This is a genomic window from Secundilactobacillus collinoides DSM 20515 = JCM 1123, from assembly GCF_001435975.1.
Taxonomy (GTDB): Bacteria; Bacillota; Bacilli; order Lactobacillales; family Lactobacillaceae; genus Secundilactobacillus; species Secundilactobacillus collinoides.
Map to the genome: position 1 here is coordinate 55,758 of NZ_AYYR01000074.1, position 16,556 is coordinate 72,313.

Annotated in this window: 12 protein-coding genes; 9 read left to right on the forward strand and 3 right to left on the reverse strand. The window is 45.9% G+C overall.

What is annotated here, in order from left to right; translation table 11 throughout:
• Window positions 1–613: 613 nt before the first annotated feature.
• The 7 genes from gatC to FC82_RS12020 all read left to right on the forward strand — a co-directional run bounded on the left by gatC (window position 614) and on the right by FC82_RS12020 (window position 9,769).
• Window positions 614–925, forward strand: coding sequence for an Asp-tRNA(Asn)/Glu-tRNA(Gln) amidotransferase subunit GatC (gene gatC / locus FC82_RS11990; protein ID WP_054759997.1), 312 nt, complete (start codon window positions 614–616; stop codon window positions 923–925).
• A 2-nt stretch (window positions 926–927) separates the two neighbouring features.
• Window positions 928–2,397 (forward strand): Asp-tRNA(Asn)/Glu-tRNA(Gln) amidotransferase subunit GatA, encoded by a 1,470-nt coding sequence (gene gatA / locus FC82_RS11995; protein ID WP_056997128.1) that lies wholly within the window; start codon window positions 928–930, stop codon window positions 2,395–2,397.
• Window positions 2,397–3,818, forward strand: coding sequence for an Asp-tRNA(Asn)/Glu-tRNA(Gln) amidotransferase subunit GatB (gene gatB, locus FC82_RS12000; protein ID WP_056997129.1), 1,422 nt, complete (start codon window positions 2,397–2,399; stop codon window positions 3,816–3,818). The genes gatA and gatB overlap by 1 nt, the downstream gene beginning before the upstream one ends.
• Before the next feature lie 296 nt (window positions 3,819–4,114).
• Window positions 4,115–5,152, forward strand: a complete 1,038-nt coding sequence (locus FC82_RS12005) for a diacylglycerol kinase (protein ID WP_056997130.1) — start codon at window positions 4,115–4,117, stop codon at window positions 5,150–5,152.
• 72 nt (window positions 5,153–5,224) lie between these two features.
• Window positions 5,225–6,604, forward strand: coding sequence for a 23S rRNA (uracil(1939)-C(5))-methyltransferase RlmD (gene rlmD / locus FC82_RS12010; RefSeq protein WP_054760000.1), 1,380 nt, complete (start codon window positions 5,225–5,227; stop codon window positions 6,602–6,604).
• Window positions 6,605–7,261: 657 nt separating this feature from the next.
• A complete protein-coding gene (locus FC82_RS12015; RefSeq protein WP_054760002.1) occupies window positions 7,262–7,960 on the forward strand; it encodes a matrixin family metalloprotease in 699 nt (232 codons plus the stop codon).
• 282 nt (window positions 7,961–8,242) lie between these two features.
• Window positions 8,243–9,769 (forward strand): gamma-glutamylcysteine synthetase, encoded by a 1,527-nt coding sequence (locus tag FC82_RS12020; RefSeq protein WP_054760004.1) that lies wholly within the window; start codon window positions 8,243–8,245, stop codon window positions 9,767–9,769.
• A gap of 366 nt (window positions 9,770–10,135) precedes the next feature.
• Here FC82_RS12020 and FC82_RS12025 read toward each other — a convergent pair whose 3' ends face one another.
• Together FC82_RS12025 and gntK are read right to left on the reverse strand one after the other, a co-directional pair.
• Complete coding sequence (locus FC82_RS12025; RefSeq protein WP_054760006.1) at window positions 10,136–11,491, reverse strand: gluconate:H+ symporter; 1,356 nt, start codon at window positions 11,489–11,491, stop codon at window positions 10,136–10,138.
• Window positions 11,492–11,624: 133 nt separating this feature from the next.
• The gene (gene gntK, locus FC82_RS12030) at window positions 11,625–13,184 is read right to left on the reverse strand and encodes a gluconokinase (RefSeq protein WP_054760008.1); all 1,560 of its coding nucleotides are present in this window, start codon (window positions 13,182–13,184) and stop codon (window positions 11,625–11,627) included.
• Between the two features lie 177 nt (window positions 13,185–13,361).
• Here gntK and FC82_RS12035 point away from each other — a divergent pair, with 177 nt between their 5' ends.
• Window positions 13,362–14,216 carry a MurR/RpiR family transcriptional regulator gene (locus tag FC82_RS12035; protein WP_056997131.1) on the forward strand — a complete coding sequence of 285 codons (855 nt, stop codon included), beginning with the start codon at window positions 13,362–13,364 and terminating at the stop codon, window positions 14,214–14,216.
• Between the two features lie 239 nt (window positions 14,217–14,455).
• Window positions 14,456–15,232: a GH25 family lysozyme gene (locus tag FC82_RS12040; RefSeq protein ID WP_054760010.1), complete on the forward strand. Its 777-nt coding sequence runs from the start codon at window positions 14,456–14,458 to the stop codon at window positions 15,230–15,232.
• A gap of 379 nt (window positions 15,233–15,611) precedes the next feature.
• Here FC82_RS12040 and FC82_RS12045 read toward each other — a convergent pair whose 3' ends face one another.
• The gene (locus tag FC82_RS12045) at window positions 15,612–16,550 is read right to left on the reverse strand and encodes a phosphoglycerate dehydrogenase (RefSeq protein WP_056997132.1); all 939 of its coding nucleotides are present in this window, start codon (window positions 16,548–16,550) and stop codon (window positions 15,612–15,614) included.
• Window positions 16,551–16,556: the final 6 nt, after the last annotated feature.

Sequence of the window (16,556 nt, forward strand, 5' to 3'; positions counted from 1 at the left end):
AAAAACACGTCGCAATGACTACAAAAACGACTGTACCCACAAAAGTCCGGTTCTGACTTTTTGGCTCAGAGTCCGTTAGGCAGTAGCCCCTTGCCTTGCGAAACTCGTTTCAGCAATGAGGCAACTAGTGAAACGCGTCGGCGCTTTCTGGTGGGGACAATCAACGCCTAAGCACGTTGACCACTAGCTCTAACCAACAAAATAAGCACTAAAAAAGAGGATACGATTCAGCATCCTCTTTTTAATTTGACCAAGTCAGCATCAGACATGACGGAATCAAATCCATGCCAGCGCGCACCTCACGACCCTCCTGATGCATTGACCCACTAAAAGATGACAAGCCGAGGCGTTTAATTAAGGCTGCACACACTCGACAGCATTATAAAGCAACGGTTCTGGCCTCAAGATTTTTAGGCGATTCCAGGCATACCCATGGTAGAAGGGCAAATATGCGGCCAACCTGACATCCCCATGCAACATGAATTTTCTAAACTTCCTTATAAACTGAAAATAAGTCAAGAATCTACAGTTTAATGTGTTAAAATATTTTAGTGTAGCGTTAATTTACCCTTATCGTGAATAAAAGAAATTCTTTTTGAAAGAAGGAGAATCGATGACAAGTCGAATTGACCAAGACCAAGTCCAACACGTTGCTTCATTGGCCAAGTTATCTTTAGATGATAACCAATTGAAGTACTTTACGACGCAGTTAGACGACATTATTGGATTATTTGAAACGTTAAGCGAAGTTGATACAGACGGGATCAAGCCTACGTCTAGTGTCAGCGACCAAATCAACGTCATGAGAGAAGACGTTGCTGATAACTGGGGTCAGCGTGATGCCTTGCTGGCAAACGCGCCAGAAGCCGAAGACGGCTATATTAAAGTACCCGTTATTATTGACGAAAGTGAGGACGAAGATTAGTAATGAATTATTTTGATAAAGATCTGACTTCCCTTCACGAAGACCTCGTTAACAAGAAGATCAGTGCGACTGACTTAACCAAGGCGACCTTTGACAACATCGATACAACTGATGCAGACGTGGCAGCCTTCTTAAACTTAAATAAAGATGCAGCCCTGAAAAAGGCTGCTGAACTTGATGAAAAGGGCATCGATGCTGATAACATCTTGGCTGGGATCCCCGTTGCCATCAAGGACAACATTGTTACCAAGTGTCTGACCACGACGGCTGCTTCAAAGATGCTTGAAAACTTCAAGCCAATCTATGACGCAACGGCAACTAAAAAGGTCAACGAAAGCGGTATGATCAACGTTGGTAAGACCAACATGGATGAATTCGCCATGGGCGGATCAACCGAAAACTCTGCTTTTAAAACGACTAAAAACGCTTGGGATTACACCCGTGTTCCCGGTGGGTCTTCAGGCGGTTCCGCAGCTGCTGTGGCTTCCGGCCAAGTGGTTGCTGCACTCGGTTCTGATACCGGTGGGTCAATTCGGCAACCCGCTTCATTTAACGGTGTGGTCGGCATGAAGCCAACCTATGGCCGGGTTTCTCGTTGGGGTTTGATCGCCTTTGGCTCAAGCTTGGATGAAATTGGACCGATTACGCGGACTGTTAAGGACAACGCGCTGATTCTTTCAGCCATTGCGGGTCATGATGACCATGATTTGACCACCTCAACTAATGAAGTGCCTGATTTTGCTGCCGGCTTAAATGCTGACACCAACGTGAAGGGCATGAAGATCGGCCTGCCTAAAGAATTCTTGGGTGAAGGGGTCGATAAGGACGTTCAGGACGCCATTCTAGCAGCTGCTGACAAGTACCGTGAACTGGGTGCGACCGTGGATGAAGTTTCGTTGCCGCATAACAAGTACGGGGTTGCAGCCTACTATATCATTTCATCTTCTGAAGCTTCTTCAAACTTACAACGGTTTGATGGTATTCGTTACGGTTATCGTGCTGACGATACCAAGAGTCTTGAAGATGTTTACGTGAAATCACGTTCTGAAGGCTTTGGTGACGAAGTTAAACGTCGAATCATGCTGGGGACGTTCTCATTGTCTGCTGGTTTTTACGATGCATACTTCAAGAAGGCTGCTCAAGTCCGGACGCTGATCATTAACGATTTCCAAAAGGTCTTGAAGGACTACGACTTCATTATGGGTCCCGTTGCGCCGACACCTGCTTACAAGATCGGTGAAGACGTGGATGATCCAATGACCATGTACATGAACGATATTTTAACCATTCCAGTGAACTTAGCTGGTTTACCAGGCATGTCCATTCCAGCCGGTTTCTCAAACGGCCTGCCAATCGGCATGCAACTGATTGGCCGTCCTTTCGATGAAACTACCTTGTACAAGGCAGCTTACACCTTCGAACAGGCAACCGATTTTCACAAACAAACACCAAACGCAGGGGGTAAAAACTAATGAACTTTGAAACAACGATTGGGCTTGAAGTCCATGTTGAGTTGAAGACAAATTCTAAGATTTTCAGTCCTTCCCCCGTTGAATTTGGGGACGACCCAAACAGTAATACCAACGTCATTGACTGGGGCTATCCTGGCGTTTTGCCAACCACCAACAAAGGCGTTGTCAAGTACGGCATCATGGCGGCCTTAGCACTCCATGCCGAAGTTGAAAAGCACCCGCACTTTGACCGGAAGAACTACTTCTACCCAGACAACCCTAAAGCATACCAAATCACGCAGTCTGATACGCCAATTGGCCACGATGGCTGGATCGAAGTCGATGTTGATGGTACCAAAAAGAAAATCGGTATCGCTGAAATGCATATCGAAGAAGATGCCGGGAAAAACACCCATGAACGGGATTATTCCTATGTCGATTTAAACCGGCAAGGCACACCATTGATCGAAATCGTTTCAAAGCCTGAAATTGCGTCACCTGACGAAGCATACGCGTACTTGGAAGCATTGCGTCAACGCATCCAGTTTACTGGAATCTCTGACGTGAAGATGGAAGAAGGGTCAATGCGTGTCGACGTCAACATCTCGATTCGGCCTGCTGGCTCAGATAAGTTTGGGACCAAGACTGAATTGAAAAACTTGAACTCCTTCAACTATGTCCGGAAGGGCTTGGCATTTGAAGAGCAACGTCAACAACGCGTTTTGATGTCCGGCGGCGAGATTCAACAAGAGACCCGTCGTTTCGATGAAAACTCGGGCCAAACTATTTTGATGCGGGTCAAGGAAGGCTCAGACGATTACCGTTACTTCCCAGAACCAGACTTGCCAACCCTGGATATTTCTGACGACTGGATCAACGAGATCCAAGTCGAAATGCCAGAAATGCCTGGGAAACGTCGCGAACGTTACATCAACGATTTGGGCTTGACTGACTACGATGCTATGGTCATTACTCAAACTAAGGAAATGTCAGATTTCTTTGACGCAACCGTTAAATTGGGTGCTGACGCAAAGATGACCGCTAACTACCTGCAAGGGGACGTTAACGCTTACCTGAACGAGCAGCACGCAGATTTGCAGGATACGGATCTAACCCCTGAAAACCTGGCCGGCATGATCAACTTGATCAACGACGGCACCATTTCTTCGAAGATGGCTAAGAAAGTCTTCAAGGCGATTACTCAGGGTAAGGAACCAAAGGCCTTTGTTGAAGAAAAGGGCCTGGTTCAATTATCTGACCCAGCCAAATTACAGCCAATTATCGATGAGGTCTTGGCCAACAACCAGCAATCCATTGAAGACTTCAACAATGGGAAGGACCGTGCCGTTGGTTTCTTGGTTGGTCAAATCATGAAACAGACACATGGTAAGGCGAACCCACAAGTGGTTAATAAGCTTTTGATTGCTTCGTTAAAGAAGTAGAGTGCGGAGCGAGGCGTTTAAGGGGCGGAGCGTAAGTCACTCTGGGCAGAAAATCCCGATTTTGGATTTTGTGCCCAGAGTGACTTACGCAGTAGCCCCTTGCCTCGCGGAGCACGTTTCAGCTGTGGTGCCAAGAAAAACGCCCCAGTTTAGCCTAGATGACTGGCTGGTGCAACAAAGCAAAATTCGACTGACTTTTAAAACCCAAAATACATGACGATCAAATGCCCAGGGGCCAAGCGTCACTGGGCATTTAGTCTTTAGACAACTGATTCAAGAACGACGGAGGAACCAAAATGCGTAAACGGGCGCGTGTGATCTATAACCCGTCTTCAGGCCGTGAAGCCTTGAAGAAGGATTTGATCGATATCTTAGATGTATTTGAACAAGCTGGTTACGAAACCAGTGCCTTTGCGACAACTCCCGCACCCAATTCGGCGCGAGACGAAGCAAACCGGGCGGCGCGCGATGGGTTTGAACTCATTGTGGCTGCTGGCGGCGACGGGACCATCAACGAAGTGGTCAACGGCATCGCCGGGCTGAAAAAACGGCCAAAGATGGCGATTATTCCTGCGGGGACGACAAACGACTACGCGCGTGCGTTGCATATTCCTCGAGAAGATCCCCTGGCGGCGGCCAAAGTGATCTTAAAACAGCAGACGATCAAAATGGATATTGGCCTAGCCGCTGATAACTATTTTGTAAACATTGCGGGTGGCGGCCGATTGACTGAACTGACCTACGATGTGCCGTCAGAATTAAAATCTCTGTTCGGCTACTTGGCATACTTAGTCAAGGGGGCAGAGCTGCTGCCGCGAATCAAGCCATTTGATATGGATTTGAAATACGATGGTGAAGAGTATAAGGGCAAGGCTTCAATGTTTTTCCTGGCACTAACCAATTCAGTCGGCGGATTCGAACAACTTGTGCCGGATGCTTCTTTGAACGATGGCAAGTTTACCATGATCATCGTGAAGACGAGTAACCTGGTCGAAATTATGCGGCTGATCACCATGGTATTGAGCGGCGGGAAGCACATTAACGACCCGAAGATCATTTATCGCAAGGTCAGCAAGGTCCACGTGAAACCACTGAATAATTCTCAAATCATGATCAATCTTGATGGGGAATACGGTGGCGATGCGCCAATGACGTTTACTGATTTAAAACAACACATCGAATTTTTTGCCAACCTCGATGATATCCCAGATGACGCCGTGGAAACGGAGAGTCCCGAATACATTGAAGCTGAGCGGAAGTTCGTTGAGGGAGTCGGCGGTTTGCCAGAAGACGAGCAGGCTGATGTCCCAGATGACGATTCTGAGCAATCATAGTTTGAATTTGAGGGATTTTGCTGTATGATACGTAAGTCGGCAAAATCCTTTTAGTTAGTTATGGAGAAATACATGAAAATTAAAGCACCAGTAGAAAAAAATGAAAAATACACCGCAACCGTCGTCGATTTGACCTACGAGGGACTTGGCGTGGTCAAAGTGGACAACTATTCCTTGTTCGTTGACAACGCGCTTCCCGGTGAAGAAGTCAAATTTGTGGTCACAAAAGTTGGCAAGAACTTTGGCTATGGCCGCGTTCTTGAACATCTGACCACTTCACCAGACCGGGTGGACACCAGCGATAAGGATCGCCGATTAGCTCAAGCCGGAATTGCACCTCTGCAGCACATGACATACGATGCGCAATTGCGTTTTAAGCAGCACCAGATCGAAAACCTGCTTCAAAAAGGCAAGCTGGATATCGAGGTGCTGCCGACCATCGGCATGGATAAACCTTACCATTACCGTAACAAGGCCACCATTCCCGCCCGCTTAGTCAACGGCAAGCTGGAAACCGGCTTCTTCCGTCAGCACTCGCACACGCTTGTGCCTCTGGAAGACTATTACATTCAGGATCCTCGGATCGACAAGGCGATCGTCATCGTCCGTGACATTTTGCGGGATAACGGCATTATGCCATACGATGAAAAGACCCACCGTGGGTTGATTCGTAACATTATGGTTCGCCAAGGCTTCTACAACGATGAAATGATGGTTTGCTTGGTCACTAATTCAACCAAGCTGCCAAACAGCCCGGCAATTGCTGAAGCCATTCGGGAAGCTATTCCAACGGTTGTCAGTGTTGTCCAAAACATCAACAACCGGCCTACCAACGTGATCATGGGTCCGAAGACAAAGGTCTTGTCCGGAAAACCAGCAATCACGGATAAACTTTTGGGCAATAAATTTGAAATTTCCGCCCAATCCTTCTATCAGGTCAACCCGCAACAGACCGAAAAATTGTACGATCTTGCCATTGAAAAAGCGCAGTTGACCGGCGAAAAAACGGTTATCGATGCCTATTGTGGTATCGGAACTATTTCACTCGCTATGGCACGTCATGCCAAGGAAGTCTACGGTGTCGAAGTGGTTGCAACAGCCGTTGAAGATGCTAAAAAGAACGCCGCATTGAACAAACTAGACAACACTCACTTTGAGACCAACAAGGCCGAGTACCAAATGGCTAAGTGGCAAAAAGAGGGTTTGAAGCCGGATGTTATCGTCGTTGATCCGCCACGTAAGGGTTTGGATGCAACTTTGATCGACAGTGCCAGTCAAATGGCACCGGAACGGATCGTCTACGTCAGCTGCAACCCAGCCACGTTGGTCCGGGATATTGAACGGTTCGCTGATGCAGGTTACACGGTTTCTGATCCCATTCAGCCCGTGGATCAATTCCCGCAAACACCGCATGTTGAGTCTGTCACGGTTCTTGAAAAAACAATCGATTAATGATAACTAATCAAAAAGCATTCTTTTTCATTTTTAGTGAAGAAGGACGCTTTTTTATTTTGCTGTCCGTTAGCCAAACAGATGTCACTACAATGACGGATATCATCTGATAATTGATAAAACACTTTAATGAATGTGTCAATATTAATAAGCTGTTTTGATTTGTAATATAACTGTAACATTTTAAAACTTGTACTTAAAATGGTTAACAATGTTGGTATTTCACAAAAACTGCAGTCGTTTACAACCTTGGTTTACAACCTTGATGGGTGTGTTTTTAGAACTTGCTGAAAATTCACAAGTCTTTTCATGAATTTGTTACAATAATAAGACACGTGAAAGGAGGGGGTTGCTTTTCAAAACAATACCGGCTAACATACATAACGTTGATTAAATGTTGTTTAAATTTACATCAATTCACCACGAAACTTAAGTCAAAATTTGAAAGGTTGTGTCGATCGGGGGACCGGACGACTGATTAAATTTTGGTTATCAGGTTGGGACTGATAATCTGTACTTAACGATGTGGATAGGATGGCAAGACTCGGAGTCAAGTTTAGGGACTTGATGAACACCGTAAAGTTCGGAGTCTATGAAAAAGCGCAAATTGACCGTAATTTCATGGAAACGAATTTTAAGGGAGTTTATTAAACCACTATGACTATCAAACGTTTTACCACCACAGCTGTTGCTGTCGCTGCATTATTTATCGCTGTTGTCGCTGTCGCAAAGCCAGAATCGACAACTGCTCACAATACAGATACGATTAAAACACAAGCCGATGCAACACGTGCTCTTAGCCATTCAACGAGCGCTGCCACAGCGACCGTTGCACACATGTCTTACGCCTTTAAAACGGGTACTAGTGCTACGACACCAGCAAGTTATCGTTGGGCCAGCAAGACGATTACTTACAAAATTAATGATAAATCAACTTATTACAAACAAGTTTGGAACAGTGCTGTAAAACACTGGAACGCAACTAAGGTCATCAAAATGGTGCCGGTTCAATCTGGAAAAACCGCTGATATTTCCTTAGCTTCAGCAAACAGCAACACGAAAAAAACATCAGGTGATATTGTCGGCCTCACTTATACGTCCTATCACACTACCCAGAAGATGGGAAGTTTAAATGTGATGGCCAGTGCTAAATCCTATGTATACAAGAACATTGCCAATAAGATGGGCTACTCGCAACTTGATCGCGAACACGTTGCTGAACATGAAATCGGCCACGCGCTTGGCTTGGAACATGCTGACACGAAGAAGAGCGTGATGTATTACGCTAACCGCAGTTCAGCCATTACTTCCACTGATATCAAGGGACTAAAGAACGCTTATATTAACAACAAATAACTTATTTTAACCAACCGTAAAACGGTTTATGAGATACATTAAAGATCATCGGAACTTCCTAATAATGGGCGATTCTGATGGTCTTTTTTCTTTGCTTAAATTTGGGTTTCGGACGCTTGTACCCAGTCGTGATTTAAACTATAATCGAACCATTAATTAAACGTCTCACCAGATTTTCATCAGATGAGGCAATGGGATTGAAACGGCAACGCGCGTGACTGTTACGCGGCGTCGATTTTCGGAATAGGTTATATAAATTAGAATGCAGGAGGCGGCACTTACATGTTAGAAAACTTGTTAGCCACCATTCAAAAAGAGGACTTGGCTGAACAGCTTTATCATAGCCTTGTCGGTATTGAAATCGAAGAGAATCGAATTGATAAAAACGGCCGTTTGAGTCGGCAGGAGCACCCTGCAGAACTTGGCTCACGTCAGTTTCACCCGTACTTACAGACCGATTTTGGTGAGGCTCAGGCTGAACTGATTACTGATCCTAATCCCAATATTGGTGGGGTGTTAGATCAGTTGGATGCCCTGCAGACAGTCTTTTATCGGTCGTTAAAGGGTGATGATCGCATCTGGCCGTTGAGTATGCCGCCGGCCATTGATGAAAGTGACCGTCAGTATATTCGCAGCCATTTTGAACGGCCCAATTATGCTGTCTACCGCGATTATTTGACTAAGAAGTACGATGTTGCGCCGAAAATTATTACGGGTATTCACCTTAACTTCAGCCTTCCAGATCCCGTTGTAAACCGGCTATTTCCTTACTATGAAGATGAATTTGCTACGGTCAAAGATTTTAAGAACGCCTTGTACTTTCGCATTACCCAGAATTTAGTGTTGAACCGCTGGTTGTTAACGTATTTGTTTGGTGCATCACCGGTTGCTGAAGCTGGCTTTTTTGATAATTATCCGGTCGATGTTGATCTATCGCACCCCGTCCGGAGCATCCGCAGCAGCAAGTACGGGTATGCGAACCTGCCTGCTGACCACATGGATATGGGTGTTTACAAGTCGTTGAGCCACTTTATCAGCACCATCGAAAAAGCGGTGGAAGATGGTCATTTGTACGCTGCATCTGAATTTTACGGTCCGGTTCGGTTGCGCGGTCAAGAGAAGCTGGCTGACTACTCGGCAAAAGGCATTCGATATTTGGAATTTCGAAATTTTGACCTCACACCATTTACTCCAAATGGCGTCAGTCGGCACGCCCTGTATTTTCTGAAACTGTTTTGGATCTATTTGCTAGTCACCCCGGTGGAATTAACCGACATTGGGGAAAAATTAGCGCAAGCGGGCCGCGATAATGACCAGGTTGCGTTAGAAGACCCGAAACAACCAACTTTCAAGCAGGCTGAAGGCCAGGCAATCTTTAAGCAGTTAGATGAGCTGGCTGCAGGTTTAAACGCGCACAGCGAGCAAATAACGGCCGTTGACGACTTTGCGGAGTTTATGACGCATCCGGAATTGACCCCGGCTGCTAAATTGGTGGACCGGCTCGTTGATGGCAGCCTGATGACGTTTGGGAAACAACAGGCGGCTAAATGGAAGGCTGATCGAATCGGTGCTACTGAGCTGATTCCAGTCATGTACCGCCTGCCGATACCTGCTCAAGAGTTGGTGTTCAGAGCGATTCAACTTGGCATTCGCTATTTTGTGGTTCACGATGAACAGGGTGAAGCCTTGTTGATGCTGACTTATGATGGCCTGACGCAGGTCGTTGAGGCAAACAAGATTCCTGATGAAGGTGCTACAGACTATCTGCGACAATTATTCCCTGACTTGCCGATTCCGTCTCTAAATTAAATGAAGTTAAAACAACCATTTTGGTTATCTGTTGTTAAACAGGTGATCAGAATGGTTGTTTTATTGGCTTATTTCGCGCTTTTAAAGCGTGGTAGATGACGATGGTAACTAAGTCACGCTCAGACTAGTTAACGGGCTTACAACGGCCCATAAGCCGATTTTATTAGTACTGGTCAGGCTTCCAAGTGAAACTTTGGTTCGATCTGTCCTTGAGTTCATCACCAACAACTTTTGAACGATTCATTACACCGCTCTTGGTTCAACGTATGAAACGTGCCGCCAACGATCATGATGCAGCTAGGGGCGACTTTTAGCACAAAAAAAGCTGAGCAGATTATCTGCTCAGCTTTGTGAAGATTGTTTATTTTAGTGGAACAAGACGTTCAATATCAGAACGATAATGATACCCACAATGGAGATGATCGTTTCAAGCACCGTCCAGATAGAAAGTGTTTGCTTAACAGTCAAATCGAAGTATTCTCTGAACATCCAGAAACCAGCATCGTTAACGTGTGATGCGGCAAGTGAACCGGCACCAATGGCAAGCACCATCAGAGCGGGATCAACACCGGCTTGGGTCATCAATGGGGCAACGATCCCAGCGGCAGTTAAGGAAGCAACGGTAGCTGAACCCAAAGCAACACGCAGGATAACAGCAACCAACCAGCCCAAGATCAGAGGTGAGATGCTGGAGTTGGCAAACATCTTGGCAACTTCAGTACCGATACCACCATCGATCAGAACTTGTTTGAAACCGCCACCACCACCGATAACTAACAGCAGCATAGCGATGGACTTAACAGCACTTTCCAGTGTTGCCATGATGTCCTTAGTTGCACGATTACGGTGCCAACCCATTGACCACATTGCAAAGAGCAATGAGAGCAGCATTGCGATAGCAGGGTCACCAATGAAGGCAATTAAGCTATCAAGGAATGTTGGGTTCTTTGGGGTCGCCCCGCCGTCAACCGTCATCTTGTAGATGGTCGTGATGGCCATCAAGATAACGGGGAACAGTGACGTTAAAACAGAGATGCCGAAACTAGGTTCTTCGCCTGGTTCAGGTGTTTTCATTTCACCAATTGAGCTTAGGTTACCCTTTGCTTTGAAAGCATCAGGCGCAAACTTTTGGGCTAATTTAGTGAACAGGGGACCAGCAATGTAAGCTGCTGGAATCGCAACAATGATACCGAACAGGAGAACCTTCCCATCGTTGGCATGCAAAGCTGCAGAAATTGCAACTGGTGCCGGGTGAGGTGGTAAGAACCCGTGGGTAACAGACAAAGCAGCGGCCATTGAAATCCCAAGGTAGAGGACAGGCACGCCGGCTTCAACGGCAATGGCGAAGACGATTGGGACCAACAGAACCATCCCAACTTCGAAGAACAGTGCAAGACCAATAATAAATGACGCTAACATAATAGCTAACTGAAGGCGCTTGCGACCAAACTTCTTGATCAAGGTGGTGGCAATGGTGTGTGCACCACCGGCATCGGCAACTAACCGGCCAAGCATGGCACCAAAACCAAAGACAAGTGATAATTCACCAAGTTGACTACCGATACCTGTTTCGATACTCGAGGCAATTTCTGTCAGCTTCATACCAAGCAAGATGGCAGTAACCACCGAGGTGATGATCAGGGAGACGAAGGTGTTGATCTTGAATTTGATGATCAAGATCAGCAGGAGTGCGACCCCAATAATAAGAGCAAGTATTTCCATAATGAAGTAAACCCTTTCATTTGTTTATTTTGAGAAGCCACCCGCCGCAAACGGATGGCTCGTCAATAACATAAATTATAATGTGAAATAAGTGTCATTGCATGCAATTCGACTTATCCCAAGTTGAACCCGATTATTTAGTGTCGTCTGATTGCGTTTTGGCTTCCTGTGAACGCTGGAAGTCGGCAATTGCCTTGTACTCAGTTTGTAACTGACGGCTCAGACGAATGTAGATTGGGACAAGTGCCCGGTAAGCTTCGAAGGTATCTGGGTTTGGATGGTGCACCTTTGCAACCCCGATGAACTTCTTAACTTCACTCAGGTCATCGATCAGCCCAAGACTGTACATGCCAAGCGTTGCGGCACCTAAAGCGGTTCCTTCAACGGTTTCAGGAATGGTAACATCCTGTTCGAAGATGTCGGCTAACATTTGACGCCAGAGAGCAGAACGGGCGAAACCGCCAGTTGCTTGGATACTCTTTGGCTTGCCAACAACTTCTTCTAGGGCAATCATGACAGTGTAGAGGTTGTAAACGATCCCTTCAAGGGCGGCCCGAACCATGTCGGCCCGAGTATGCGTCCGCGTCAAACCGAAGAATGATCCGCGGGCGTTTGCGTCCCAGATTGGGGCACGTTCGCCGCCAAGGAATGGGTGGAAGATCAAACCGTGTGAACCAGCAGGCACTTTAGAAGCAATTTCAGTCAACAAGTCGTAACTGTCAATCTTCATTTGTTCCGCAGTGATCTTTTCTGGTGCGAACAGTTGGTCACGGACCCAACGAAAGACGATCCCACCATTGTTGACAGGGCCGCCAACGACCCACTTGTCCTTAGCCAGGTAGTAACAGAACACCCGGGCTTTAGGATCGATTTTTGGCTTGTCGGTAATGACACGAACAGCACCAGAAGTCCCGATGGTAACAGCAACAACGCCAGGGTCAATCGCGTCAACACCCAGGTTGGCCAAAGGACCGTCAGATGCACCCATTACAAATGGGGTGTTTGGATCGATACCGATAACCCGTGCGTAATCTTCGTTCATGCCGGAAACTTGATCAGTGGTATCCACGAGTTCTGGCAATTGGTCGCGAGTTACGCCAGCAAGTTCAAGGGCTTGGTCGTCCCAGTCCATGTTGAAGATGTTGAACATCCCGGTCGCATTGGCAATGGAATAATCTTCCTTTAACACGCCGAATAATTTATAGATCACGTATTCCTTGATCCCAACGAACCAACGGGCTTGGTCGAACAAGTCCTTGTGTTCGTTACGCAGCCAAATTAACTTCGTCAGTGGGGTCATGGGGTGAATAGGGGTCCCGGTCTTCTCGTAAATTTGCTTACCAACGCCGTTTTTACGGAGTTCATCAGCGTAGTTTACCGCCCGGTTATCAGCCCACGTAATGGCGCGAGTTAAAGGCTTGTGGTTTTCATCTAATAAAATCAAACTATGCATTGCGGCTGAAAATGAAACACCTTTCAGTTCACCTGGCTTTAAATCAGCTTTCCGTAAAACGGTTGTCAGACCGTCAACTAAAGCAGAGAAAATTTCTTCTGGATCTTCTTCGGCCATATCAGGTTTGTCTTGATAAAGCGGATACAAATTGTTGGAATAGCCAGCGACTTTTCCTTTGTCATCAAAAAGTACCGTTTTAACACTGGTTGTCCCCATATCGAGACCAATCATATAATCCATAGGTGAATTACTTCCCTTCGTAGAACTTGTTATTGTCTATATGACATTATTGCAAAAATGGATAGTCGTAAATCGAACAAAACTTATTATATGAAAAAAATTTTCTCAATTCAACCCTTTTGTTGTAAAATATTTACAAAGAGAAAAATTTATTGTCACACATAGGAGGTCAAAACATTGGCACGCTCGGTATTAAGCAGTATTCGATCTTACTATCCAAACCTAAGTCGACTACATCAAAAAATTGCAGATTACATCTTTGCCCAGCCACAAATGGTCAGTGAACTCACAATTAGTGAGCTCGCCAAAAAGGTGGGCGTTTCTACCGCCTCGATTTCTCGGTTTGCAAAAACGGTGGGGTACACCAACTACCGTGAGTTTAGCATGGAATTGGCCAATGTTGCCACTGATAACAATCAACGAACCATGTTTAAAAAAATTGATCCTGATGATACATTGGACGAAATGGCGAAAAAAACTTTTCAGGCAATGATCGATGCACTGATTTCCACTCAGTCGATTCTGCATGAAGATGAATTAAGGCAGGCGGTCGATTACATTCTCCACGCCGGTCAGCTGGCGTTTTTCGGCCTTGGCGGATCGTCGGTGGCGGCTCTTGACGGCTACCACACGTTCCTAAGAACTTCTATTAATAGTGAATATTATCCAGATTTTGACGTCCAGTTGATGCAAGCCGCAAAATTGACCCGCAATGATTGTGCCATCATGATCTCACATTCGGGAGAAAACCAGCAGACGCTGACGGTACTGAACCAACTGAAAAATAACCATGTACCGGTTATCGCTATTACAAGTTATGGCCGGTCATCGTTGGCACAACGCGCGGATGTCGTACTGTTGTCATTAGCGGATCAAGTCAATAAGCGTTCTGACGGCATGTACACGTTAATTGCTCAGTTGGCGCTGATCGATAGTTTATTTACCATGGTCGCCATTAAACTGTCCAACAAGACTGAAGCTGTAATGTCACGGGTTCGCCGGGCAATTGATGAGACCCGTAATGAGCTTTAAGTTTTAATAGATGAAATTGATTTGTTTGCCATTCCATTGCAGCATGCTTTTCTGCATTGGCGTGACCTTATGGCTGCCGCCGCGTTGTTGTATCGATTGAACATGCCGCACCGCCAGCGTTCTATTCTGAAAAACAGAAGCCACTCGGTAATAACGCTGACCCTAAATACCTTGTTTTGCCCGCTGTGTTAAAATAAATCATGAACATCATGAACACTTTCTAACGAGGATGAGACAAAGTGAGAAAACGACGCATTGAACCGATATATAATACAACCTACCGTCAGTTGCGACGGCGTTATGTTTGGACGCGCACGCTGCTGGTTATTGCGGTTATTTTAGTTGCCGTTGGTTCCTGGATGGGCTGGCAGCGGTATAAACAGGCTCAACTCAAACGTTACCCGATCCAAGGCATTTCATTAACCCAGGACAACGGGTTTGTTGATTTTCAACAACTGGCAAAACACGGGATTTCGTTTGCGTATTTGCGGGCGAGCTCTGGGGCCACCTATACGGATGATGATTTTAGTTCAAACTATACGCGGGCAGTGGGATCAGATGTTAAACTGGGCGTCTACCATGTTTTTAGTTTTTCAACGTCACCCAAGGCGCAGGCAGCTAATTTTGAGCGCAAAGTTAAATCTAAAACTGGCACGTTGCCGATTGCCGTTCAGGTTGCTTTTTATGGCGAATATAACCAACGGACGCTAAAGTCTTCAGCGACAGCAAAACGGCTCTCGGAATTTATCACGCTTCTGCGTCATCATTACCATCAATCCGTGATTATCTGGTGTACGCCGACCGTATGGCGATTGTTGAAGGACAGCAGCTTGAGCCAAACACAGCGGTGGGTCAATAGCGGCAGTCTGACACATGCGGGCACTGACATTTCCTTTATCGAGTACGATGACGACGGGAGTGTTTCGATGAATGGCCAAACGCAAAAGGTTCCGCGGTCGGTTTTTAATGGCAGTCGCAAGCAGTGGACAGACTATTTAAATTTGCTGGCGCAATAAATTTTTTTAATGCTAAATTTTGAGTGATAGCGAATCGCCAACCATTAATAACACGCTTAAAACTATAACTTCAATAAGTTCTGCTTATCTTACCTAAATGTGGGCTGAACGGCAGATCTCGGGCATATAAGCGACCCCCTCTAAAAATCCATTCGTGGTTTTCAGAGGGGGTCGCTTATATTTTGAGAGCAAAATCACCTGTTGTCCCACTCTTGAGCTCGGCGATTAGGCTAGGAAACAGATTAAAAGACAATCTGTATTGGCATCTGAGCAGCACGGGGGGTTACCCTCAAATCGTCTTGTGCATTCGCTTTGTCTGTATGATGATTCGAGTGTTCTGTTTAATTGTATTGTTATGAAATCATGATTTGGTTCAAATCTAAATCTGGTTGACCGGCCACTCCGGCTTTTCACCAGAGAGTACCCGAACAACTTCGCTTGCTGAGTCAACAGCCATCCGCGACATACATTCGACTGTGTTTGAGGCGATGTGGGGGGTTAGAAGAACGTTGTCTAACGTATAGAACGGGCTGGTTAATGGCAAAGGTTCCTCGTTAAAGACATCTAACGCCGCACCACGTATGGTTTTATTTTTTAAGGCTTGAATTAGTGCATTCTGATCAACAAGCGCACCACGGCCAAGATTGATAATCACGGCAGAGGATTTCATCAGTTCGAATTCATGTTGACCGATTCCGGCAGTATTCTCCGGGGTCACTGCCATGTGCAGCGTGATGATATCAGCTTCTTTGAAAAGGGTATCGCGATCAACGAGCGTGCCCGCATCCGCTTCTTTAACAAAGGGGTCGTAGATTAATGTCGTCATCCCGAGGGCACTGGCTTTGTGTGCGACCATTCGGCCAATTCGACCATAGCCCATAATGCCTAATTTTTTCCCGGCCAAATCAAAGCCCATGTGACTGCCTTTGTAATCAAAATCTCCAGTACGCATTTTATCTGAAATAGCGGTTAAATTTTTTGAGAGATCAAGCATTTCTGCTAATGTTGTTTCAGCCACTGTCGATGCATTAGCGTTCGGGGTAATCGTGACCCAAATATTGTGTTGTTGCATATAGTCTTGATCAACGTTATCGTAACCGACGCCATGGCGGGCGATGACTTTGAGATTTGGCATTTGCGCAATTGTGTCATTTGGAAATGGTTCGGTCATGAGCACGATGCCATCCGCTTCCGGTGCATTAGACAGAATCGTTGCTGCTGACGTGTCCTTGAGTTCAATAGTTTGCAGGTGATGTTCGGTCAGATAGTCCTTGCCAGCTTGGGACAAGCCTTTTGGAATTATTACTTTTTTTGTCATTATGAC

What these genes read in the sequence shown, in the direction of transcription:
- gntK (WP_054760008.1), bottom strand. Translation starts at nt 13,184, where the DNA reads ATGGATTATATGATTGGTCTCGATATGGGGACAACCAGTGTTAAAACG.
- FC82_RS12015 (WP_054760002.1), top strand. Translation starts at nt 7,262, where the DNA reads ATGACTATCAAACGTTTTACCACCACAGCTGTTGCTGTCGCTGCATTA.
- FC82_RS12025 (WP_054760006.1), bottom strand. Translation starts at nt 11,491, where the DNA reads ATGGAAATACTTGCTCTTATTATTGGGGTCGCACTCCTGCTGATCTTG.
- gatB (WP_056997129.1), top strand. Translation starts at nt 2,397, where the DNA reads ATGAACTTTGAAACAACGATTGGGCTTGAAGTCCATGTTGAGTTGAAG.
- FC82_RS12020 (WP_054760004.1), top strand. Translation starts at nt 8,243, where the DNA reads ATGTTAGAAAACTTGTTAGCCACCATTCAAAAAGAGGACTTGGCTGAA.
- gatA (WP_056997128.1), top strand. Translation starts at nt 928, where the DNA reads ATGAATTATTTTGATAAAGATCTGACTTCCCTTCACGAAGACCTCGTT.
- FC82_RS12005 (WP_056997130.1), top strand. Translation starts at nt 4,115, where the DNA reads ATGCGTAAACGGGCGCGTGTGATCTATAACCCGTCTTCAGGCCGTGAA.
- rlmD (WP_054760000.1), top strand. Translation starts at nt 5,225, where the DNA reads ATGAAAATTAAAGCACCAGTAGAAAAAAATGAAAAATACACCGCAACC.
- gatC (WP_054759997.1), top strand. Translation starts at nt 614, where the DNA reads ATGACAAGTCGAATTGACCAAGACCAAGTCCAACACGTTGCTTCATTG.
- FC82_RS12045 (WP_056997132.1), bottom strand. Translation starts at nt 16,550, where the DNA reads ATGACAAAAAAAGTAATAATTCCAAAAGGCTTGTCCCAAGCTGGCAAG.